This window comes from Blautia pseudococcoides (assembly GCF_001689125.2).
Classification (GTDB): domain Bacteria; phylum Bacillota; class Clostridia; order Lachnospirales; family Lachnospiraceae; genus Blautia; species Blautia pseudococcoides.
In genome coordinates, this window is sequence record NZ_CP015405.2 from 104255 (window position 1) to 127382 (window position 23128).

At 46.8% G+C, this 23128-nt stretch carries 21 protein-coding genes; 14 read left to right on the top strand and 7 right to left on the bottom strand.

Annotation, left to right across the window (positions count from 1 at the left end; genetic code table 11):
• The first annotated feature begins 672 nt into the window (after positions 1-672).
• The 4 genes from A4V09_RS00445 to A4V09_RS00460 all read left to right on the top strand — a co-directional run bounded on the left by A4V09_RS00445 (position 673) and on the right by A4V09_RS00460 (position 5615).
• On the top strand, positions 673-1419 hold the full coding sequence (locus A4V09_RS00445; RefSeq protein ID WP_065540611.1) for an N-acetyltransferase: 747 nt from the start codon (positions 673-675) through the stop codon (positions 1417-1419).
• Positions 1420-1773: 354 nt separating this feature from the next.
• The gene (locus A4V09_RS00450; RefSeq protein ID WP_065540612.1) at positions 1774-3543 is read left to right on the top strand and encodes a Na/Pi cotransporter family protein; all 1770 of its coding nucleotides are present in this window, start codon (positions 1774-1776) and stop codon (positions 3541-3543) included.
• A gap of 72 nt (positions 3544-3615) precedes the next feature.
• Positions 3616-4290, top strand: a complete 675-nt coding sequence (locus tag A4V09_RS00455) for a winged helix-turn-helix domain-containing protein (protein ID WP_065540613.1) — start codon at positions 3616-3618, stop codon at positions 4288-4290.
• Positions 4287-5615 carry a sensor histidine kinase gene (locus A4V09_RS00460; protein WP_065540614.1) on the top strand — a complete coding sequence of 443 codons (1329 nt, stop codon included), beginning with the start codon at positions 4287-4289 and terminating at the stop codon, positions 5613-5615. Before A4V09_RS00455 ends, A4V09_RS00460 begins: the two co-directional genes overlap by 4 nt.
• A 65-nt stretch (positions 5616-5680) precedes the next feature.
• Here A4V09_RS00460 and A4V09_RS00465 read toward each other — a convergent pair whose 3' ends face one another.
• The 3 genes from A4V09_RS00465 to A4V09_RS00475 are packed head-to-tail and all read right to left on the bottom strand — an operon-like array spanning position 5681 to position 7646.
• Entirely contained in the window at positions 5681-6634 is a 954-nt protein-coding gene (locus A4V09_RS00465) for a DUF4097 family beta strand repeat-containing protein (RefSeq protein WP_065540615.1), read from the bottom strand.
• A 6-nt stretch (positions 6635-6640) separates the two neighbouring features.
• Positions 6641-7303, bottom strand: a complete 663-nt coding sequence (locus tag A4V09_RS00470; protein ID WP_065540616.1) for a permease prefix domain 1-containing protein — start codon at positions 7301-7303, stop codon at positions 6641-6643.
• Positions 7293-7646, bottom strand: a complete 354-nt coding sequence (locus tag A4V09_RS00475) for a PadR family transcriptional regulator (RefSeq protein ID WP_065540617.1) — start codon at positions 7644-7646, stop codon at positions 7293-7295. The genes A4V09_RS00470 and A4V09_RS00475 overlap by 11 nt, the downstream gene beginning before the upstream one ends.
• 179 nt (positions 7647-7825) lie before the next feature.
• Between A4V09_RS00475 and A4V09_RS24785 the strand changes: the two genes are divergently transcribed.
• On the top strand, positions 7826-8245 hold the full coding sequence (locus A4V09_RS24785; RefSeq protein ID WP_242963909.1) for a spore coat protein CotJB: 420 nt from the start codon (positions 7826-7828) through the stop codon (positions 8243-8245).
• Positions 8245-8856, top strand: coding sequence for a manganese catalase family protein (locus tag A4V09_RS00485; RefSeq protein WP_065540618.1), 612 nt, complete (start codon positions 8245-8247; stop codon positions 8854-8856). Before A4V09_RS24785 ends, A4V09_RS00485 begins: the two co-directional genes overlap by 1 nt.
• A 65-nt stretch (positions 8857-8921) precedes the next feature.
• On the opposite strand, the gene A4V09_RS00490 is transcribed toward A4V09_RS00485, so the two are convergent.
• Together A4V09_RS00490 and trkA are read right to left on the bottom strand one after the other, a co-directional pair.
• Positions 8922-10364, bottom strand: coding sequence for a TrkH family potassium uptake protein (locus tag A4V09_RS00490; RefSeq protein ID WP_065540619.1), 1443 nt, complete (start codon positions 10362-10364; stop codon positions 8922-8924).
• Positions 10365-10379: 15 nt separating this feature from the next.
• Positions 10380-11741, bottom strand: coding sequence for a Trk system potassium transporter TrkA (trkA, locus tag A4V09_RS00495; RefSeq protein ID WP_065540620.1), 1362 nt, complete (start codon positions 11739-11741; stop codon positions 10380-10382).
• A 216-nt stretch (positions 11742-11957) separates the two neighbouring features.
• Here trkA and A4V09_RS00500 point away from each other — a divergent pair, with 216 nt between their 5' ends.
• Positions 11958-12146: a DUF6472 family protein gene (locus A4V09_RS00500; protein ID WP_065544566.1), complete on the top strand. Its 189-nt coding sequence runs from the start codon at positions 11958-11960 to the stop codon at positions 12144-12146.
• A 79-nt stretch (positions 12147-12225) separates the two neighbouring features.
• Here A4V09_RS00500 and A4V09_RS00505 read toward each other — a convergent pair whose 3' ends face one another.
• Entirely contained in the window at positions 12226-14607 is a 2382-nt protein-coding gene (locus tag A4V09_RS00505; protein WP_065540621.1) for a heavy metal translocating P-type ATPase, read from the bottom strand.
• A gap of 1319 nt (positions 14608-15926) precedes the next feature.
• On the opposite strand from A4V09_RS00505, the gene A4V09_RS00515 reads away from it, so the two are divergent.
• From A4V09_RS00515 to A4V09_RS00545, 7 genes are all read left to right on the top strand, one after another.
• Positions 15927-16631 (top strand): ABC transporter ATP-binding protein, encoded by a 705-nt coding sequence (locus A4V09_RS00515; RefSeq protein WP_065540623.1) that lies wholly within the window; start codon positions 15927-15929, stop codon positions 16629-16631.
• Between the two features lie 103 nt (positions 16632-16734).
• A complete protein-coding gene (locus tag A4V09_RS00520) occupies positions 16735-18018 on the top strand; it encodes a glutamate-5-semialdehyde dehydrogenase (protein WP_065540624.1) in 1284 nt (427 codons plus the stop codon).
• A gap of 6 nt (positions 18019-18024) precedes the next feature.
• Positions 18025-18858 carry a CPBP family intramembrane glutamic endopeptidase gene (locus A4V09_RS00525; protein WP_065540625.1) on the top strand — a complete coding sequence of 278 codons (834 nt, stop codon included), beginning with the start codon at positions 18025-18027 and terminating at the stop codon, positions 18856-18858.
• Between the two features lie 188 nt (positions 18859-19046).
• The gene (locus tag A4V09_RS00530) at positions 19047-19265 is read left to right on the top strand and encodes a helix-turn-helix transcriptional regulator (protein ID WP_065540626.1); all 219 of its coding nucleotides are present in this window, start codon (positions 19047-19049) and stop codon (positions 19263-19265) included.
• Entirely contained in the window at positions 19252-19998 is a 747-nt protein-coding gene (locus tag A4V09_RS00535; protein ID WP_065540627.1) for a DUF3169 family protein, read from the top strand. Before A4V09_RS00530 ends, A4V09_RS00535 begins: the two co-directional genes overlap by 14 nt.
• 81 nt (positions 19999-20079) lie before the next feature.
• Complete coding sequence (locus A4V09_RS00540) at positions 20080-20976, top strand: ABC transporter ATP-binding protein (protein WP_065540628.1); 897 nt, start codon at positions 20080-20082, stop codon at positions 20974-20976.
• Positions 20973-22256, top strand: coding sequence for an ABC transporter permease (locus tag A4V09_RS00545; RefSeq protein ID WP_065540629.1), 1284 nt, complete (start codon positions 20973-20975; stop codon positions 22254-22256). Before A4V09_RS00540 ends, A4V09_RS00545 begins: the two co-directional genes overlap by 4 nt.
• A gap of 61 nt (positions 22257-22317) precedes the next feature.
• Here the strand turns inward: A4V09_RS00545 and nagB are convergent, their stop codons facing one another.
• Positions 22318-23046, bottom strand: coding sequence for a glucosamine-6-phosphate deaminase (gene nagB / locus A4V09_RS00550; protein ID WP_065540630.1), 729 nt, complete (start codon positions 23044-23046; stop codon positions 22318-22320).
• Positions 23047-23128: the final 82 nt, after the last annotated feature.

Consider the following 23128-nt stretch of genomic DNA (forward strand, 5'->3'; position numbering starts at 1 on the left):
GGATTACGGCGTATGGATTACGGCGGACGGCGGACGGCAGGCGAGACGGCGCTGCAGGGGCGGGAGGCAGAGATACAGCCTGGCTCCTGGCTGCGCTCCCCTCAGCTAACTTGCTCCCAGCTGCTAAATTCGTCGGCAATGGCCTCCTCATTAATCAGCTGGGGCAAGTGGATCTTCGGCTCGCTCCGCTTGACACTCGCCAGCCTGTATCTCTGCCTCCCGCCCCTGCAGCGCCGCCTCGCCTGCCTGGGGTTGGAACGCGGAACATAAGGCTGCCTAAAGGATAGGGATTGGAGTGCGGAACGTAAGGCTGCGGAGGGGACAGGGTGCCGCCCTTAGGGGTGGATGGGGGGGAGGGTTAGGGTGGTTTAGGGTGCCTTTGGGGGTGCTGGTTATTTGGAGGCGTAGGCGGGACCGTAGTGGAGGCGGATGCGTTGGCAGCAGTTTTGAAGGCCGTAGCTGGTTGTGGGGACCAGGGTATGGGATGTTAATAGTTGATTGAGTTCTTTTTGACGGTCTTGGGGGATCCTGAAGGAGAATATCTGGTAACTGCCCCTCCTTTCCGGCCGAATTTTTAAGCAGATAAGTTTGTCTCCCATAAAAATATGACATACCGTGTCATGTTTTATATGTTATACTGGCATTAGTTCAGAAAGGAAATGGGAAAATTATATGGATATTATTACACTTACAAAGGAAAACCTGGAAAAGGAGCATATCTGCTGTGCGATCTCCAACAATAAGGACTGTCAGGTGGCGGCAAAGAAGGAATGGATCTCCCAGCAGCTGGATGCTGGTTTGATGTTCAAAAAATGTGATGTGCGGGGGAAATGTTTTATTGAATACATTCCTGCGGAGAACGCGTGGGCTCCGGTTTTGGCAGAGGATTACATGTACATTGACTGTCTGTGGGTTTCAGGAAAATTCAAGGGGCTAGGGTATTCTAATCTCCTTTTGGACGAATGCATCAGGGACAGCAAGGCAAAAGGAAAAAAGGGACTGGCAGTTCTCTCCTCCCCTAAAAAAATGCCATACTTGTCTGATCCCGGCTATCTCCGTTATAAAGGATTTATCACTGCGGATACGGCTAAGCCGTATTATGAGCTGCTTTATCTGCCTTTTGAGGAGAATGCGGAAAAGCCACAGTTTAGGGAACAGTCAAAATCCCCGCACACAGAGCAGGAGGGATTTGTTCTATATTATACGCATCAATGTCCTTTTACCGCAAAATATGTACCGCTCATTGAGAATTTGGCACAAAACAAAGGGGTGCCATTCCAGGCTATACGTTTTAAGACGAAAGAGCAGGCACAAAATGCCCCGGCACCTTTTACGTCATACAGCCTTTTTTATAATGGAGCTTTTTTGACAAATGAAATTTTATCTGAAAAGAAATTTGAAAAGATTCTTGCAGAGTAACGACTTCGCTGGTCATCGTATTTACTGCGCTGACCGTGAGAACAAGTCCAACAGCCAGGCAAAATCCCATTGCCCATGGCGATCGTCAATTCTAATAGTCAGTTCAAGGGCCGCTGCCGGGGTTTGAGGCAGCGGTTTGTGAATCTATAAGCCTGTATTTCTGGCGTCAGAAAATTTTACATAGATTTTACAAAACCCCAATAAAAGATTTTACATACCTCCCCTACAATAAGGACAGAATAAAAGGTAATATGTTGTTACTGCTCACTGCCACGATCCCTCGAAGCGTGCTGCTGAGAACGGAGTGAACCGTAACGAAGTTTGCCTTGCTACAAAAGGAAAAGGAGAAAAAGTATGGATTTCTTTAGTATTTTAACCTTAGTCGGTGGTTTGGCTTTGTTTTTATACGGAATGAATGTCATGGGTGACGGTCTGGCCAAGGTATCAGGCGGCAAGATGGAGAGGATTCTGGAAACACTGACCTCAAACCCCTTAAAAGCCGTGGGACTGGGAGCCGCTGTCACTGCGGTCATTCAGTCTTCATCAGCAACAACAGTCATGGTTGTAGGATTCGTTAACTCCGGCATCATGAAGCTCTCTCAGGCAGTGGGTGTTATCATGGGTGCCAATATCGGTACAACAATTACATCCTGGATTCTGAGTCTTTCCGGAATTCAGAGTGATAACTTCTTTATACAGCTTTTCAAACCATCAACATTTTCACCCGTCCTGGCTATTGTGGGTGTAGCTTTCCTTATGTTTGCCAAAAGTGAGAAGAAAAAAGATATTGGCATGATATTTATTGGATTTGCTGTACTTATGTTTGGTATGGAGAGTATGAGCAGCGCTGTGAAGCCACTGGCGGACGTACCGGAATTCACCGGTATTCTGACACAGTTTTCCAACCCGATCCTGGGCATGATCGCAGGTACGGTCCTCACAGCAGTTATCCAGAGTTCTTCCGCGTCTGTGGGTATTCTGCAGGCACTCTGTGTGACAGGGGCGGTGAGCTTTGACGTTGCCATCCCCATTATCATGGGACAGAATATCGGTACTTGTGTGACCGCGCTTCTCTCCGCTGTGGGAGCTAAAAAGAATGCTAAACGTGCGGCTATGGTACATCTGTACTTTAACGTGATCGGTACGGTTACATTCATGATCCTTTTCTATGCACTTAACTCTTTTATCCATTTTGGATTTATGGGACATGCGGCAAATGCGGCAGGTATTGCGATCGTGCATACCACATTCAATGTTTTTGCCACTTTGGTCCTGCTGCCATTCTCCAGAGGCCTGGAAAAGCTTGCCACCCTTACGATCCGGGACAAAGAGGAGGAGGCGAAAGCATCCCCACAGGATATTCAGACACAGCTTTTAGATGTGCGTTTTCTTGATAAACCAGCGTTTGCCATGGAGCAGAGCCGCCACGTGGTGGACAGTATGGCGAGAGATGCACAGGAGTCCCTGCGCAAAGCCCTGTCTCTGATTGATAATTACGATGAGAATGGGGCGGAGGATGTGGTCAGCCTGGAAGACCATGTGGACCGCTATGAGGATGCGCTGGGAACGTATCTGGTAAAATTAAGCCAGAAAGACCTGAATCAGAAGGACAGTCATGACTTGTCCATTATGCTCCACTGCATCGGTGACTTTGAGCGCATTTCTGACCATGCGGTAAATATTATGCAGTCAGCAAAGGAGATGTATGCAAAAAACATGAAATTTTCAGATAAGGCAATACAGGAACTGCACGTGATAGCCAAGGCTGTTGAGGATATCTTTGATTCTGCCTACAAAGTATTTGCAGGGCAGGACCAGGAGCTGGCAAAAAGTGTGGAACCCCTTGAACAGGTAATAGATGAGCTGAATATGGAGCTGAAAGCCCGCCATATCCGCAGGCTCAGGGAAGGCAAATGTACCATTGAACAGGGCTTTGTCCTTTCTGATATCACAACCAGTCTGGAGAGGATTGCAGACCACTGCTCCAACATTGCAGTCTGTATCACTCAGGTTCCGGATGATGCGTTTGATACCCACAGCTATCTGGAGCATATGAAGCGTGAGGATAACTCCGAGTTCCAGCGGGTAATGGAACTTTCCCGCAGTCATTATCAGCTTCCATAAATTTTTCTTGTGCGCTCCCTGAAAAATGCGTATACTGTCTATAGAATAGGATGGCAGGAGAAGGGAGCGCATATGATTTATTGTGTGGAGGATGAAAGAAATATTCGGGAACTTCTTGTATATACACTGGGCACTACCGGATTTCAGGCAAAGGGATTATGTGATGGAAAAGAACTGTTTGCAGCACTGGAGGGTGAGATTCCGGAGCTGATACTTCTGGATATTATGCTGCCCGGTGACGACGGGTATGAGATTCTGGAAAAATTGAAAAAAGAGCACAAAACCAGAGATATCCCTGTTATTATGGTAACTGCCAAGGAGGCGGAATACGATAAGGTGAGAGGGCTGGACGGCGGGGCGGATGACTATATTACCAAACCCTTTGGTATGATGGAATTTATCTCCCGGGTCAGGGCAGTGCTCCGCAGAAGTAAAAAGCAGTATCAGGACAAAATCCTGCGCTGTGAAGATCTCTCCGTAAATGTGGACAGGCATGAAGTGCTGGATGGGCAGCGGAGAGTGGAACTGACACTGAAAGAATTTGAAATGCTCCGCTATCTGATGGAGAATCAGGGAATCGTGCTGAGCCGTGACAGACTGCTGGAACATATCTGGGGATATGACTTTGACGGTGAGACAAGGACAGTGGATGTACATATCCGGACACTGCGGCAGAAGCTGGGAGACTGCGGAAACCTGATTGAGACCATCCGGGGAGTGGGCTATCGGATTGGAGATGGAAGATGAAACAACGTATACTGAACCACGTAGGGATCATGGTGGTTCTTTCCGTGATACTGACCTTTTTCGCGGCCAGTGCTGTTATGTACGGGAAATACAATCATTATATGAAGCAGGATGTCAGGAATGAAGTCCAGTACATCCGCTACGCGGTGGAGAATACGGGGGAGGAGTATCTGAACAAAACCACAGGTGATTTGACTACAAGCCGTATTACCCTGGCAAGGCCTGACGGGACGATCCTGTATGATTCAGAAAAAGATGCATCTGATTTGGAGAACCATAAGGACAGACCTGAGATCATCCAGGCATTGGAAAAGGGGACCGGGGAAGTGGTACGGTTTTCCCAGACGCTGTCAAAACAGACCTTTTATTATGCAGTCAAACTGAATGACGGAAATATTCTGCGGGTGGCTAAGACAACAGACAGTGTTTTGTCTACCATGATGTCAAGCTTCACGCTTTTGGGGCTTTTGCTGATCGCGATTCTGGCGCTGGCTTTTTTTGTAGTCGAGAAGCAGACCAGAAGGCTGATCGCGCCCATCAATGAATTGGATCTGGAGCATCCGCTGGAAAATGTGGCGTATGAGGAACTGCGGCCTCTTTTGGATCGGGTGGATGAGCAGAATGTGCAGATCGCCAAGCAGGTAGAGGAACTGAAACAGGCGGAGCTGGTGCGAAAGGAATTTTCGGCAAATGTCTCCCATGAATTGAAGACCCCGCTCATGTCCATCTCAGGTTATGCGGAGATCATGCGTGACGGGCTGGTACAGCCTCAGGATGTGCCCGAGTTTGCAGGCAGGATTTACGATGAGGCAAGCAGGCTTACCAGCCTTGTGCAGGACATTATTGAAATCTCAAAACTGGATGAGAGCAGGAATATGCCTTTGGAAGAGGTGGATTTGTATGAGATGACCCAGGATATCTGCCAGACCCTTATGCTTCCGGCCAAAAAGAAACGGGTGACAGTTTTGATGGAAGGAAAGAACATGACAATTCAGGGGGTAAGGCACGTGTTATATGAAATGCTGTATAACCTTGTGGATAACGCCATTAAATATAATAAAGAAGGTGGATACGTGAAGGTTCTGCTCGCCCGGGAAAAAGGCGGGGTGCGGTGGAGCGTGGAGGATAACGGGATCGGTATAGCGAAAGAGGAGCAGGAGCGAATCTTTGAGAGGTTTTACCGTGTGGACAAGAGCCATTCCAGAAAGACCGGGGGAACAGGACTGGGGCTTTCCATTGTGAAGCATGGAGCCGCGCTGCATCATGCCAAGATTGTGCTGAACAGTGAGCCTGGGAAGGGCAGTAAGATAGTATTGAGATTTTAGTGGATGTAAAAGACTGAGGAGACCGCCTGTATTGGCGGGCTCCTCAATTTTGTTTTAGCGCAATATTATTTTGTTTTGCTCAGTTTCATGCTGCCGCTTACCGTGTCGATCCGGAAGTGGCTCTTGCCGGACTCGTAGGTGCGGCGGGAGTCAGAACCGGTAGTCGGGAAGTCGCTCTCCAGGTCGCCGCTTACTGTGTCATATTCCAATGTAAAACCGGAATTAGCGGGGATGTTCAGGGTTACGCTTCCGCTGGTGGTGCCTGCCTGGATATTTTCAGGGCAGGCAGCAGAGGTGATTTGTAAATCTCCCGATACACTGTCGTGCTGCACAGCAGTCAGAGAACCATCCAGGATAACGTCGCCGCTGGTAGAATTGGTAACTGCATTTTCGCTGACGATCAGATTTGTGGAATTCAGGGAGCCGCTGGTGGTGTTCGCGGAAAGAGTGTCAGACTCCACATTTTTAAGACTGATATCTCCGGACACATTATCCAGGGACAATTTTTTTGTTTTCAAATTATCCAGGTTGATATCTGAGGAGACACCATCCACAAGAATTTCCTGGAAGGAGTCCGCGTATTTCCTGGGAATCTGGATCTCCAGCTTTTTTGAAAGACCGTTGGCAAAAGCGGTTATGATATTTTTGGTAGCACCGCGGTATTCGATCAGAAGCGTGTCACCTTTCAGGTAATAGTGCAGCTGTTCTTTGGTGCTTAATTTCTGTGAAGATGTTTCTTTAACAATGACCTGATCGGTATCTGCGGCAGACAAAGTGATACTGCCGTCTAACCAGTTTACCCTTATGTTTTTTATTTTATCCGCTGGCAGTTCGGCGGGCCCGGCAGTGTATTTGCCGCTTTCCGCGTAGGTCCAGCCTCCGGAAGTGGTGTGATTGCCAAAAGGAAACAGGGTGACACTCCAGTTGCCTAAAACGCCCATAATAAGTACAACTGTCAGAATAACAGCCACAATAGACCAGGAAACTATGCGTATAACGGCAGATGTTTTTCTATTCATGGTTACCTACTTTCTCAGCTCAAAGGCTGCTCGGATGATAGACTGTACCGCAGCGGCTATCAGAAAAATGATCCAGGTTACATTCCACCGCATGGTACTGAAGCTGATAATCAAATACAGTACAGTGGCAAGACTCCATAAGGCACTGTTGACTGCCCGGAAAGTCTGGCGGCTGCCGGCGTTGTATTCCTGCCATTCTCTGAAATCATCTACGATAGTGCCGTCATTGGCAGTATCGCGGGGGCGGGTCATATTGTGAAAGAGCAGCAGACCGGTGGCAGCGGCGATCATTAGAAACATAAGGCATACGCCTACGGTATCGTGGCCTAAACTATCCGCTATGATAACAGGAACCACACATGTGATATAAAGCATAATGGCTGAGGAGAACAGGATCGCGGATTTGCGCTTCTGTTTTTTATGGCTTTCTTCATCAGGGAAGGGGTGGGGATTGTAGCCGGCAGTCAGATTTGACAGCAGCTCATCCACGTCTCCTACGCTGGCTACAGAAATATTAAAGGCTGCTTCCGGGCTTTTGCCCTCAGCCAGAAGGTCATGGTATTTGTCTATGAGGTTCTGAAGAATCTCTTCTTTCAGCTCCACTGCCTGTTTGGTGGGGGGGATTTCCCCGAATAAATTGTCCATATATTCCCTGAGTCTATTTTCCATCTTTTACTTCCTCCTTTTTTGCTTGGATCAGAACATCAATTAATTGTTTCGCGGTGTCCCACTCTTCTTTCAGACGTTCATATGTCCGTTCTCCCTCAGGGGTGATGGAATAGTATCGCCGACGGGCACCTGTCAGCTCATTGCCCCAATAGGATGATATGCAGCCAGCCTCTTCCAGACGTCTGAATGCAGTGTAGAGGGTGGCTTCTTTTAGTTCGTACTGTTGATTTGTCTTTCTTTGTATCTCTTTATTGATTTTATATCCGTAGCTGTCGCCTTCCAGCAGATGTGCCAGAATAATAGTATCGGTATGGCCGCGGATCAAATCAGAAGCGATTGACATATAGCATACCTCCCTTTCTTAGTTACATTTAAACATAAATATACATCGCCTGTCAAGGTATATTTAAAATTGAAAAAACTACCTTTGTGAAACGATTTTTTCTGCACATACTAACAATGCAGAGAAAATTTGATAGTTTTTGTCAAACAATGTCTTTGTATCAGAAAGGAGACGATGATATGGAACAGCAGCACTTGGCAATTGCCTCCGTTCCCATGCAGAGTTGGGAGACTCTATACGATTGGGAACAGGCACTAGCAACTGGAACTATTTTTCCGGGGCTGAACAAACCTTTCTATGTATTGGAAGAAACCCCGTTTGAGACAGGGTTTAAACCTGACGAAAATGCGTCACCCAAGCAGCAGGAGAGAGAGAAGCTGATGAAGGAAATCAGCGCGCTGAGTTTTGCCCTGGATGACACAGTCCTGTATCTGGATACCCATCCGGAATCCGCAGAGGCTATGGAACTTAGGAAAAACCTCATTGAACAGAGAAAGAGTCTTTTGAAAGATTTTGATGAGAAATACTATGCTCTGACAAAAGACTGTATTGGGTGTTGGGGAGAAGGCCCAATGCCATGGGAAGGAGCGTGTATCTGATGTGGACTTATGAGAAGAGACTGCAGTTTCCGGTGAAGATCACGAAAACGTGCCCCAAAACAGCTCAGCTTATTATCAGTCAGTATGGCGGTCCTGACGGAGAATTATCCGCTTCCATGAGATATCTGGCGCAGCGTTACACCATGCCAGTCAAGTCAGTGGGCGGACTTTTGACCGATATCGGCACGGAGGAGCTGGCCCACATGGAAATGATATGTGCCATGGTCTATCAGCTTACCAGGGATTTGACAGTGGAGCAGGCCCAGGCGTCGGGTTTTGACGCCTATTATATTGACCACACAAAAGCCCTGTGGCCTCAGGCAGCAGCAGGCGTTCCTTTCACTGCCTTAGAATTTCAGTCAAAGGGTGATGCCATTGCGGATCTGACAGAGGATTTGGCGGCTGAGCAGAAAGCCAGGGTAGTATATGACAACCTTCTGCGCATGATAACAGACCCGGAAGTGAGAGAACCGCTGAAATTTTTAAGAACAAGAGAGATTGTGCATTTCCAGCGTTTCGGAGAGGCATTGGAGAGGACAAAAGAGAGACTGGATTCCAATAATTATTATTATTTTAATCCGGAGTTCGATAAGAAGTTTCTTCAGAACTAATAAGATTAGTACAATAAAAAAAGCCGTTATCTGAAACATTTAAGGTTATCAGATAACGGCCTTTTTTAGAACTTTTTCCAGGTGTCCCTGGTAAACAGCAGGAGTATGGGGAATAATTCCAGCCTTCCCGCAAGCATATCAAAAATCAGGATCAATTTGGCTCCACCGGAGAAGATAGAGAAATTCTGGGTAGGACCAACCAGTTCAAGCCCAGGTCCAATGTTGTTCAAAGTAGCGGCAACACTGGTAAAATTGGTTATCAGATCATGATTGTCAAAACTTATCAACAGTGCAGAGAAAGCAAACACCAGTACATAGGCGATCATGAATACATTGGTGGAGCGGACTACTTCATGCTCAACCAGTTTTTCATCCATTTTAATCTTCTTGATGCTGCGCGGATGCAGGAACTGGCGCAGTTCTTTTTGGATGGTCTTCATCAGAATGACAAAACGTGATACCTTCACACCCCCTCCGGTACTGCCGGCACAGGCCCCCACAAACATCAGAATGACCAGAATCGTTCGGGACATTTCCGGCCAAGTGTTAAAGTCCGTGGTGGCAAATCCGGTGGTTGTGATGATGGAAGCTACCTGGAAGGACACTTGCTGCAGGGATGCACCGATACTTCCGTAAATGTGGTATACATTAAATGTAATAGTAATGATGGAAATTGCAATAATAGCCAGATACCAGCGCACTTCCTCAATATGGAGAGCCTGTCTAAGCTTGCCGCTTATTATAAGGAAATAAGCACTGAAATTGACGCCGAATAATATCATGAATACTGTGACAACCACCTGAATGTAGGTGGAATAGCTGGCAATACTGTCATTTTTGATACCAAATCCACCGGTACCTGCCGTTCCGAAAGCGGTGGTCAGTGCATCGAACACAGGCATACCGCCGCAGAGAAGGAAAAGAATCTCCAGCTGGGTGAGGGCCAGATAAATGCCGTACAGAATTTTAGCGGTGGACTGTACTTTTGGAACCAGCTTGCTTACAGAGGGGCCCGGGCTTTCCGCTTTCATAAGATTCATATGGTAGCCGCCCCCGGTCAGAGGAAGCAGGGAGAGCAGAAATACAAGTACACCCATACCTCCGATCCAGTGGGTAAAACTCCGCCAGAACAGGAGACAGTAGGGAAGGGATTCCACATCCGGCAGAATGCTGGCTCCCGTGGTGGTAAAGCCGGACACTGTTTCAAAAACAGCATCAATAACATTGGGAATGGAGCCGCTGAATATAAACGGCAGCGCTCCCATGATACTGAGCACGATCCAGCTCAGCGCTACGGTGACAAAGCCTTCTTTTGTATAAAATATTTTGTTCTTTGGCTTTCTCTGAGTCAGAGGTATGCCGATGAGGAGGCACAGAAGCATGGCCAGCACAAAAGCCCACCCGCTGGATTCCTTGTATATCATGGCGACAATACAGGGAAGGAGCATAAAAAGTGCCTCAAAATTTAAGATCCATCCTATAATATAGGAAATAATTGAGTAATTCATTTCATCCCTCGTAAATTATTTATTTTTCAGTATATCTTTAATGTCGTGCAGCCCCTTCACAGTGGTGACCACGATCACAGTGTCCCCCAGCTGAATACTGTCCTGTCCCCGGGGAATGGTGATTTTTCCTTTTCTGTTGATACAGGTGACCAGCAGGTTGTCCCGGATATTCAGGTCGGCAAGCGGTATATTTAAGAAGGTGCAGTCCTCGTGTACAGAGAATTCCAGGGCTTCCGCTTTGTTGTCCAGGATCTGGTAGAGAGTTTCCACATTGCTTCCAATGCTGTTCTGCATGGCCCGCACATACTGCAGGATGTAATCAGCGGTCAGATATTTGGGATATATAACGCTGCCGATGTCCAGGCCTTCAATGATATCGTCAAAAGCGATACGGTTTACTTTTGATATCAGCTTGGCATTGCTGTTTTTTTTGGCAAACAGAGCCAGGAGAATGTTCTCCTCGTCCAGATTAGTGAGTGTTACAAAGGATTCAACACGTGTCAGGCCTTCTTCCAGAAGAAGATTTTTATCGGTGCCGTCGCCGTTAATGATTGTGGCCTCAGGAAGAAGTTCACTCAACTGTTCGCAGCGCTCCTGGCTGGCCTCCACGATCAATACCCGGATCTTCATAGCAAGCAGCAGCTTAGCCAGATAAAAGGAAAGGGTGCTGCCGCCCACGATCATGGTACTCTTGACCTGGTGGGTATGAATGCCGATTCGCTTGAAGAACAGTGCGGAATTCACTGGGGAGGCAACGATAGAAATAATGTCGTTATCTCTCAAAACAAAATTACCGGAGGGAATGCTTACCTCGTCTCCGCGCTCTACCGCACATATGAGGATATTGTTTTTATAGCGCTCTGCTACTTCCATGACAGTCATCTTGTCCAGTTTAAATTCGGGTTTTAACTTGAATTTCAGAAGTTCGACCCTGCCTTTGGCAAAGGTGTCGATTTTGATGGCAGAGGGAAAACGCAGAAGCCTGGAAATTTCGATAGCGGCTGCATGTTCCGGATTGATGATCATGGAAATACCCAAACGCTCCTTAATAAATCCAATTTCTTTGCTGTATACAGGGTTTCGTACTCTGGCGATCGTGTGACATTTGCTGACCTTTTTGGCGATCAGGCAGCAGAGAAGGTTCAGTTCATCGGAACCGGTCACCGCAATCAGGATATCAGCGGTTTCAATTCCGGCATCCAACAGGGTATTGATACTGGATGCATTGCCCAGTACGCCCATAATATCTGCGTCTTCTGAAATGTCCTGGACCTTTTTGGCGATTAAATCTACCATAACTATATTGTGTCCTTCGTTGCTGAGCTGTTCGGCAAGGGTACGGCCCACTTTACCACTGCCTAAAATGATGATTTTCATAACTTCCTCCAGTAATTAAAATTGTATAAAAAAAATATACCTGACATAAAGATTTTATAAAGGGATATCGTCCAATCATTATAACACCACTTGCAGTTTTTTTAAATCATAGAATCATAAATTTTTCTGTATTTTATAGGAAATTTATAGTGAAATTTGACAAAAAGAAAAGATTCTGCTATACATAATTCAAAAGATAGAAAAAGGGAGCGGATTATGGAAAAAAAGAAAACAGCCAACTGCGAATACTGCAGTAATTATGTCTATGATGAGGAATATGGCTATTATAGCTGTGATGTGAATTTGGACGAGGACGAGATGGGCAGATTTATGACCAATACCTTCCAGAACTGTCCCTACTTCCAGATGAATGATGAGTATAAAATTGTAAGAAAGCAGATGTAAAAGAAGAAGCTGTGTTCAGACTGCTATATAGTCAGGTCACAGCTTCTTCCTATTATTAAAAGGCAGAGACGTTACCGCGTTATGAAAGATTTTTCCTGTAAAGAATGCGGATGGAATTGAGCACGCACAGAATAGCAACACCGGTGTCTGCAAAGACAGCCATCCACATGGATGCAAATCCAAAAAGACCGAGTATCATGACCAAAACCTTTATGATCAGGGCAAAGATAACATTCTGCCAGGAAATGCGGCTGGTGGCTCTGGCAATGGATAATGCCTGAGGTACTGCCTCCATGGAAGAATTCATAAATACCACGTCAGCCGCCTCTATGGCTGCATCCGCGCCGCTTCCCATGGCAGCGCCCACATCGGCACCTGCCAGTACCGGTGCATCGTTGATACCATCACCTACGAACATGACAGAGCCGTATGTGTTGCGCAGCCGTGTCAGTTCATTCAGTTTATCCTGGGGCAGGAGACGGGCCCGCACTTCCTCAATGCCTGCTGCTTTAGCCACTGCCAGAGCCGTCTCCTGGGCGTCACCGGTCAGCATGGCAGGGGTGATTCCCATATCCTTTATCTTTTTAACCGCAGATTTGGCATCCCCTTTCAGGGTATCGGCAATGACAAGGCTGCCTACATAGGTTTTATCTTTTACGGCAAAGACTTCTGCACCCAGGCCGTCAGTGGAGATATTTTCCATAGGGATATGGAACTTTTCCATCAGCTTGCGGTTGCCGCATAGAATTTCTGAGCCGTTTATAAATGCATGGATCCCGCAGCCTGCGATTTCCTCCACAGAATCCGGGCGTTTGATGGGGAGACCTTTTCCCTGTGCTGCAGTGACGATACTGTTTGCAATGGGATGGGAGGAAGTGGATTCACAGGCAGCGCAGAGTTCCAACAGGTCGTCCGCGTTCATATGGCCGGCAGGGAGAACTGTCTGCAGGACAAAATTTCCTTCTGTCAAAGTTCCTGTTTTATCCATAATAACTGCATTTACACCCTTCATGGCTTCCAGGGACACGCCCCCTTTAAAAAGGATGCCTCTCTTGGAACCGGCTCCGATTCCGGAGAAAAATGCGAGGGGTACACTTAAAACAAGGGCACAGGGACAACTGATCACCAGGAAAGTAAGCGCTGTGTATACCCAATGGTCCCAGTCACCTGTGATCAGGGAGGGGATAACTGCGGTTGCCAGTGCAAGGAATACAACAAATGGTGTGTATACTCTTGCGAAACGTGTAATGAACCGGTCAATTTTGGGCTTGCTGGCAGCAGCGTTCTCCACAGAATCCAGAATACGTGTCACCATGGATTCCTCCAGTATTTTTTCGACGCGTACCTTTAAGAGGCCGGAAGTATTGACGCATCCGGAGGTCAGTTCATCTCCGAATCCTGCTTTGACAGGCACGGGTTCTCCGGTCACCGGGGAGGTGTCGATACGGCTTTCACCCTCGATCACCACACTGTCCAAAGGAATCCGGTCGCCGGGTCGAATAAGGATAATATCGCCCACCACTGCATCCCCGGCTGCGATAGTCTTTGTATCATCCCCGATAACCAGGGTGACGGTTTCCGGTCTCATGTCGACCGCGTCCATGATCTGGGAGCGGCTTCTCTCCACAGCTTTGTGCTCAAAGTATTCTCCGATACGGTAAAACAGCATTACACCCACAGCTTCAGGGTATTCCCGGATGACGATGGCGCCAATGGTGGCGACGCTCATCAGGAAGTTTTCATCGAACACGTGGCCTTTTGCCAGGTTACGAAGGGCAGTCAGGACAATTCTTCCGCCCAACAGTACATAGGCGGTCAAAAGCACTGCAAGGGACGGTATCTCCATACCCATATGTTCCAGCACTTCCCCTGCAACGAACAGGGCAGCGCCGGTACAGAGGGCAAGGATCGTTTTTGTATCCTGTGAGAGCACCCTTGTGGGCGGTACAACGTCCTGGATCGGAAGGGTATCTGCACTTTTGGGGGTAGTATCCTTTGCTTTGATCGTCACACCGCTCTCAATGTCGGTACAGATTTTTTGTATCTGATTCAGCAGAATGTCAGGGTCTCGTTTTGAGGTGACGCGTAGCTGGTGTGTGGCAAAAGTCAGGGTGGCATTGGATACCTCCGGGAGAGCGTTTATCTTTTCCTCCATTTTGGACGCGCAGTGGGCGCAGCCCAGATTTTCAATCCGGTATGTTTTGGTGGTAAATGCACCGGGCATTTTAAAACGGGGCACCACCTCTACCTGCGACTCAATAGAGGTACAGATTTCCTGGATCCGCGGTAAAAGGGATGCATGGTCCCTGGCTGATAGGCGGAGCTGGTTCGTGGCAAAAGTGATAGTGGCGTACTCTACACCGGGAAGTTCTTTGATTTTGGCTTCCATTTTAGCTGCGCAGTTTGCGCAGCCCAGGTTTTTCAGGATATAGACTTTCTTTTCACAGTCGGCATCTGGCATATTACACTTGCAGTTTGCAAGACTCTCGCCGCAGATATCGCAGTATTCCTCATGCGGGTGGCACAATTCACACTGACAGTCCTTAGGATGACCAGGCGTGTGATGGGATTCCTCATGTCCGTAGTCATGCTCGCAGCCGCAGTCACAGTGTTCATCGTGTTGGTGGTTGTCGTGATAGTGCGCATGGGAATGCCCGTTATGATCATGCTGGGATCCACAGCCGCAGTGTTCATCATGTTGGTGGTCGTCGTGATAGTGCGCATGGGAATGTCCGTCATGATCATGCTGGGATCCGCAGCCGCAGTGTTCATCATGTTGGTGGTCGTCGTGATAGTGCGCATGGGAATGCCCGTCATGATCATGCTGGGATCCACAGCCGCAGTGTTCATCATGTTGGTGGTCGTCGTGATAGTGCGTATGGGAATGTCCGTCATGGTCATGTCCGCATCCACAGCCGCAGTGTTCATCATGTTGTTGGTTGTCATGATAGTGCTCATGGGAATGCTCGTTATGGTCATGTTCGCCCCCACAGTCACAATGTTCATCGTGTTGTTGGTTGTCATGATAGTGCGCATGGGAATGCTCGTTATGGTCATGTTCGCCCCCACAGTCACAATGTTCATCGTGTTGTTGGTTGTCATGATAGTGCTCATGGGAATGCTCGTTATGGTCATGTTCGCCCCCACAGTCACAATGTTCATCGTGTTGTTGGTTGTCATGATAGTGCTCATGAGAATGCTCGTCATGGTCATGCCCGCATCCGCACTCGCAGTGTTCATCATGCAGATGTTCATGATTTGGTTCTTTTTCATACCTCTGCTGGTTTATGGAAGAATTTTTTTTATCCTGCTTCATATTCGGACCCTCCAAATTTATTTTTACCTATGTAACTATAGTATATTAAACATATGAATATCTGTTCATATATTAATATGAATAAGTGGAAAAGTCAATACTTATACAGAAAAAAGTAAAAGTTATGTTATTGTTCACAGGTCACTGTTCAAGAAGACATTTTGCCCAAGAGGATACTGCACCATGCATAGGAAGCGCCCTATCCAGCAATGCAAAAAAGCTCTGTGTTTTTCACACTGCAAGGCAGACTTCCCTGTAAGGTGAAATCGGCAGAACTTGTTCATATTTAAAATAAGTCACACTTAAAAATTCAACGGGTTAAACATGCTGTAACCAACTGTAAAGTTATCAAAAATATTTCCAGGCATAAAAAACTAGATTGCGGTACAGCTAAAATGGCGATATAATGAGAACTAACATTAGAGCAATTTTTAAATACGCTCTGAAGCCGGGAGGATAGAAGTGTGTCATTTATAGAATTCCAAAATGTAAAAAAAATATACGGCAGCAAGAATGAGGTGGAGATCAGAGCGTTGGACAATGCCAGTTTTTCCGTGGAAAAGGGGGAGCTTGCAGTGATCCTGGGGGCATCCGGAGCAGGAAAGACCACTGCCCTCAATATTCTGGGCGGTATGGACAGTGCCACTGAGGGAGAAGTTATTGTAGACGGAAAACATGTAAATGAATTAAAGGCAAAGGATTTAGTCACATACAGACGCAATGATGTGGGATTTGTATTTCAGTTTTACAACCTTGTACCAAATCTCACAGCTCTTGAAAATGTAGAACTGGCTGTTCAGATATGCAGGGATTCTCTGGATCCGGCTACAGTTTTGGGAAAGGTAGGGCTTGCAGAGAGAACCTCGAATTTTCCGGCACAGCTTTCCGGCGGTGAGCAGCAGAGGGTAGCTATAGCCAGGGCAATAGCCAAAAATCCCAAGCTCTTACTCTGTGATGAACCAACAGGCGCCCTTGACTACAATACGGGCAAGCAGATCCTTCAGCTTCTGCAGGATACCTGCCGCAAGGAGCATATGACGGTTATCATTATTACGCACAATTCTGCGCTGGCGCCCATGGCTGACCGGGTCATCCGGTTCAGGAGCGGAAAAGTGACGGAGATAACAAAAAATGCATCCCCCATTCCGGTGGAAAAGATTGAATGGTAGCGTAAATGTAAAGCCTTTCATGCAGTGAATTTACAGACCTGCTGAGACGTTACAGATATTTCACACATATATAACAGTAAAGAATAACAGGAGGATACATCATATGAATATAAAAGAAGCAACCCAGAAAATGAAACAGGATAGTTTCCGCATGGCAGCGCTCAGCAAGGAACAGAGAAATGCTGCATTGGAGGCAGTGAGAACCGCACTTCTTGCGAATCAGGAGGCTGTCTTCCAAGCAAACCGTGAAGATATGGAAGCAGCAGAGAAAGCGGGAATTGCAGCTGCCGTGATGAAAAGGCTCAAATTTGATGAACATAAGCTCCAGGATGTGACTGCAGGGATCGCGGAACTTATCAATCTGCCGGATCCCCTCTCAAAAGTACAGCTTGCAAGAGAGCTGGATGAAGGGCTGGAATTATACCGGGTGACATGTCCCATCGGTGTGATCGGTATTATATTCGAGGCCAGGCCGGATGCCCTGGTGCAGATTTCTTCCCTCTGTTTAAAAAGCGGAAACTGTGCCATCCTAAAAGGAGGGAAAGAAACAGCCAGGACAAACAAAGTTCTGTTTGACATCATCTATCAGGCAGCCGTCCAAGCAGGTGCGCCAAAGGGGTGTATGCTGCAGGCAGAACTGCATAATGAAATTGATGAGCTTTTGTCCTGCCATGAGACGGTTGACCTGCTCATTCCAAGAGGCTCCAATCAGTTTGTACAATATATTATGAACAATACGAAAATTCCGGTCATGGGTCATGCCGACGGTGTGTGTCATATATATGTGGACGAATCCTTTGAACAACAGAAGGCAGTGCCGATCATCCTTGATGCTAAGACACAGTATACCGCGGCCTGCAATGCTGTGGAGACCCTGCTTGTCAACAGGAAAATTGCAGAGGAGTTTCTGCCAGTGATCAGCAAAGCCCTGGAAGAGAACCATGTGAAGATCAGGGGAACCGCGGAAGTGTCAGAAATCATACCCTGTGAAGTTATGGAGGAGGATGCCTTCGATACGGAGTATCTGGACCTGGTGATCTCTGTGAAACTGGTGGACAATGTACAGGAGGCAGTGGAACACATTAACAGATTCGGCTCCCACCATACGGATTGTATTATTACAGAAAACGAAGAGACAGCCCTGACCTTTATGCAGCTTGCGGATTCCGCAGGTGTATACCGGAATTGTTCTACAAGGTTTGCCGACGGATTCCGTTACGGATTCGGTGCGGAAGTGGGGATCAGTACCGGTAAGATCCATGCCAGGGGTCCTGTGGGGCTGGAAGGTCTGGTAACCTATAAATATAAGCTGTTTGGCAGCGGACAGACGGTGGGAGAGTATGCAGACGGCACAAAGCAGTTTCATTTTAAAGACCTGGAGGCATAATAAGGAATGGTAAAAAAAGCAAAGACACTTCTGCTGAGTCTGGCACCAATTGTGCTTATGTATATCATCCAGATTCTGGTGGTATTTGGGATGCAGTTTCTGATCATTTTTGCTGACCGTTTTTTGAATATGATCCATATATACCAGTCACCGGTGCTGCAGTATGTGATAAATCAATATGTGTATATCATAAGTGCTGCGTCCTATGGGCTTTTTCTGCTGGTGGGGTATTTTTGGTACCGCAGAGTGATGGCAGACAGACGGGCTGTTTATCTGGAGCGGGGGCATAAGCCGGGCATGGATTCAGGAGCAATACTGGGTATCTTTTTTGTGGCTTTATTTATCCAGTTTGCGGTCAGCAGCCTTTTGAATATTCTTGCCGTAGTGGCCCCGGACCTGATGGGACAGTACATGGAAGTGATGGAAGGACTGGGAATGTCAGAGCCGTCCATTATTTCCATGCTGTATGTGATCATTATGGCGCCTTTGGCGGAAGAGCTGCTTATGAGAGGGCTCTGCCTGAAAATATTGGAAAATAGTTTCCCTTTCTGGGCCGCTAATTTTCTTCAGGCATTGTATTTCGGCATTTATCATATGAATCTGGTACAGGGGTGTTATGCTTTTGTGATGGGATTGATCCTGGGCAGACTGGTAAAAAAATACGGTACCTTGAAGGCATCCATACTCTGTCACTTTATTATTAATTTCAGCGGACAGGTGATTTCCGTAATAAATTTCAGCATAATTGGAATCTTTACAGGGGCACTGGTATGCGCAGGAATTCTGGTGATTTTATTTATTTGGGAAAAAAGAAAAAACGAAGAATATCTCTATAAATGATATAACTAGCCAGATGAGCCGACGAATCAGCTGTGTGGTTAAATATGATTGTGAGAGACGGTGGCTAAAAACAACAGCCCCGTCTTTTTTGTATAAACAGTTGACAACTATCCTTGTCAAGTGCTATAATCAATGACAAGGAAAATTGTCAAAATGACAAATAATTTTGTCGCAAAGGAGGGATGGGAATGTCGCTGCACAACCGCCTGAAGGAATACAGGGCAAAGCTGGATATCAACCAGCAGGAAATGGGGCGGCGCGTGGGAGCATCCCGGCAGACCATCAGCCTCATTGAGCGAGGAGATTACTCCCCATCTGTGACTCTGGCATTGAAAATAGCCAAGGAGTGCGGGGCATCCGTGGAGGACATTTTCTGGTATGTGGAGGACGGGAATGAAGAAGCATAAAAAAGAGAAAAAAGGATATCTGGAATTTATTATGATCATTCTGGTCAGCGGTCTTATGGGCGGGGTAGGTACTGTGATCATAGGAGAGCACGGCGGGGATGTGGAAAAACTGGGAAGTATTCTGGAGACATTCATTGGTAAGGGCGCCTTTTGGTTCATAGTCCTTATGTCCATCCTGGGCAGTATTGCCAATACATACATGGTGCTCACAGTCCGGAAGAAGTTCCGTGAATGGGATGGAGAGGACGATGAGACAGCAGAACAGATTGAAAGATACAACAATCGCTGCCAGGGAATCATATCATGCTGCTCCACAATGGTAATGGTATTAAGCGGTGTAAACATTGTTTACGGACTTCACAGGAGTGAAAGTAAAGCCAGCCTTGCAGTGATACCCACTTTGTTCGTGGGATACTGTTTGTGGTCCGCCTTCTCAGAACATATTCTGGTTGAACAGACAAAGAAGATGAATCCTGAAAAGAAAGGCAACGCTTTGTCGCTGCATTTTAACCGGGATTGGGATAAAAGCTGCGATGAACAGGAGAAGGCCAGAATGTATGAGGCTGCCTATGTGGTATACAGAAAGTCCAATTGGCTTTATGCAGGCATCTATATAGTTTTGCTGATGTGTTCCGTGGCAGTGGATATCGGTGTACTGCCGTTTCTTATGCTAGGAATTATCTGGACGTACCAGATTGTTCTATATATATGTAACTATGAAAAAAGGCGTTAAGGGTAACTCGGTCAGAGACAAGGCCAACCGCACGGACCGTCTTGTTTCTGACCGGATGGAGCAATAGAAGAGGAGGAGTATATGAGTTTAGTAGTGGAAAACCTGACAAAGCGGTTTGGAGAGAAAACAGCGGTTGACCATCTGTCCTTTTCCATGGAGACACCGGGGGTATTTGGCCTTCTGGGAACCAATGGGGCGGGCAAGACCACCACGATCCGGACTATACTGGGGATTATGGAGGCTGATGAAGGTAAAGCCCAGTGGAATGGAAGAAAAATCAACAGGGAGACACTGGCTTTCGGCTATCTGCCGGAGGAGCGTGGCATCTATATGAAGACGAAGGTTCTGGAACAGCTTATTTATTTCGGGATGCTCCGCGGTATGAAGCGGGAAGCAGTGAAGAAAGCAGCGCTTGGCTATATGGAACGCCTTGGAGTGATGGAGTATAGAAATATGCCTGCGGAAAAGCTTTCAAAGGGAAACCAGCAGAAGGTGCAGCTGATATCTGCCATTATCCATAATCCGAGACTTGTCTTTCTGGATGAACCTTTTTCCGGCCTGGACCCGGTGAACGGCAAAATGCTGAGGGATTTGGTATCTGAGCTTGTGGAAGAGGGGAAATATATTATTCTGAGTACGCATCAGATGGAGACCGTAGAAGAATACTGTAAAAACCTTCTGATCCTGAACAGGGGCAGAACAATCCTGCAGGGGAATTTAAAAGAGATCAAATCAGCGTTTGGCCACACCAATCTATGTGTTGCTGTAAATGCGGACGTGGAGGAGATAGCCAGGGAAGAAGGACTGGAAGTTTTTGAAGTGCGTGCCGCTGAGACAGAGTATAAAATTAATGGGGATGAGATGGCTCACAGATTCCTGAAAAGAATGCTGGATGCAGGAATCTACCCAAACAAATTTGAAATCCGGGAACCATCTTTACAGGAGATTTTCGTCAGAAAGGCAGGGGAGACAGAATGAGACAGGTAACAACAGTATTTTCATACACCCTAAAAGAGGCAGCCAGAAAGAAAGCCTTTATTGTATCAACTGTGATCATTATGGTCATGGTGCTGGGTCTGTGTCTGGCTCCGCGGATCATATCAGCCGTGAAGGGCAGCGGCAGCGAGAAAGAGACAGGTACGGGGGGCACGGAAAATTCTTCAGAACAGATTGCTGTGGACGAAGATGCACCCGTCTGTTACCTGATCGACCAGACCGGGATTTTTGAGAAGAATCTGGATTCCTTAAGAAAGATATATATGGACAGGAATTTTAAGATCGCCTCAAAAGAGGAGGAGGAAGGCATTCGTGCTGAAATCAGAGAAAATGAAAACAACGCTCTGATCTCCATTGAGGAGAAGGACGGAGCTCCCTTTATCCATGTGGTAAATGCTAATTTCATGAAGGGAATAAGCGCTCAGAAAATATCAGATGAGTGTAATAAAATATGGCAGAAAAATGTCCTGGAAGAGAGTGGTGTGGACAGCCGGACCATTGCAGAATCCACCCTGTCTCTGCCATTCACAGAGGAATCCGTAGGTGATATGGATGTTACAGGTTATATTCTGGGCCTGGCTGTGGTATTTATCATGTTTTTTGCAGTATATTATTACGGCTACGGCGTTGCCATGTCTGTGGCATCGGAAAAGACCTCCCGGGTTATGGAGACCTTGGTTGTCTCAGCAAAACCATCCAGGATCCTCATCGGAAAATGTCTGGCAATGGGAGTCTTGGGACTGATCCAGATGGTGGTTATCATTGCCTTTGCAGTTATATGCTACACGGTATTTGTGCCTGCGAATTTTAATATAGGCGGAGTTGCAATTAGTTTTTCCAGCATCACACCGTTCACGGTTTTCATTTTACTGGTTTATTTTATACTGGGATATGCATTGTACGCGGTGATGAATTCCGTATGCGGCGCGGCTGTGAGCAAGGTGGAGGACCTGAACTCAGCCATGATGCCTGTAATGTTTATCAGTCTTGGCAGCTTTTATCTGGGATATTTTACAGCTATCGCCGGAGGCGGAAGCAGCGGATTGGCCAAATTTGCCATGTATCTGCCGTTCTCCTCACCGTTTTCCGTACCGTTCACTCTGCTGACAGGCGGGATGAAGACAGGGGATTTGTTGGTTTCCATGGGCCTTCTCCTTCTATTTATCATTGTGATCGCGGCAGTGTCAATAAGGGTGTACAGTGCATCTGTTCTCCATTACGGAAATAAGCTGAAAATGAAAGAACTTTTAAGAATGAGATAATGAATCGGACGCAGTACAAAAGAGGGAACAGCCGGCTGGCCGTTCCCTCTTTTTTATAAAATTATTTAACTTGGGAAAGTGCCGCATTATCAGCAACGATCGTCACATCAGGATGAAGCTGCAGGATGGATGCAGGAACCTGAGGCGTGACCGGTCCGTTGATGATCTTGTTAAGGATTTCCGCTTTATCCTCACCGCTTACTACAACAAGGATTTTTTTGGCGCTCATGATGGTTCCGATACCCATGGTGTAGGCCTGTCTCGGAACATCAGATTCTTTTTCAAAGAAACGTTTGTTGGCCTGGATAGTGCTCTCTGTCAGGTCAACACAATGTGTTGTTTTGGGGAATTCCTCTGCAGGCTCGTTAAAGCCAATATGTCCGTTGTGTCCAAGGCCCAAAAGCTGCAGGTCAATGCCGCCCAGATCCTGGATGATCTGCTCATACATCTGGCAGGCTTTGTTGCTGTCTGCTTCCTGTCCGTCCGGTACAAAAGTATGGTCTTTGCGAATATTTACATGATCGAACAGATTTGTATTCATAAAGTAACGGTAGCTCTGGTCATTTTCAGGGCTTAACCCTCTGTATTCATCCAGATTGCAGGAGGAAAGTGTGGAGAAATCCAAATCCCCGCTTTTATACCATTCAACCAGGTTCTTGTATGTGCCTACCGGTGTGGAGCCGGTTGCCAGACCGAGAACACAGTCAGGTTTTAATACAATCTGAGCAGCAATGATGTGTGCCGCTTTTTTGCTCATTTCATCGTAGTCTTTTGTTCTGTAGATTTTCATAACACATTCTCCTTTATTGCGAGCCCCCGTTTCACCGTGCTCTTTTTCTTCATTATAATATGAATAGTCTTGTAAAACAATG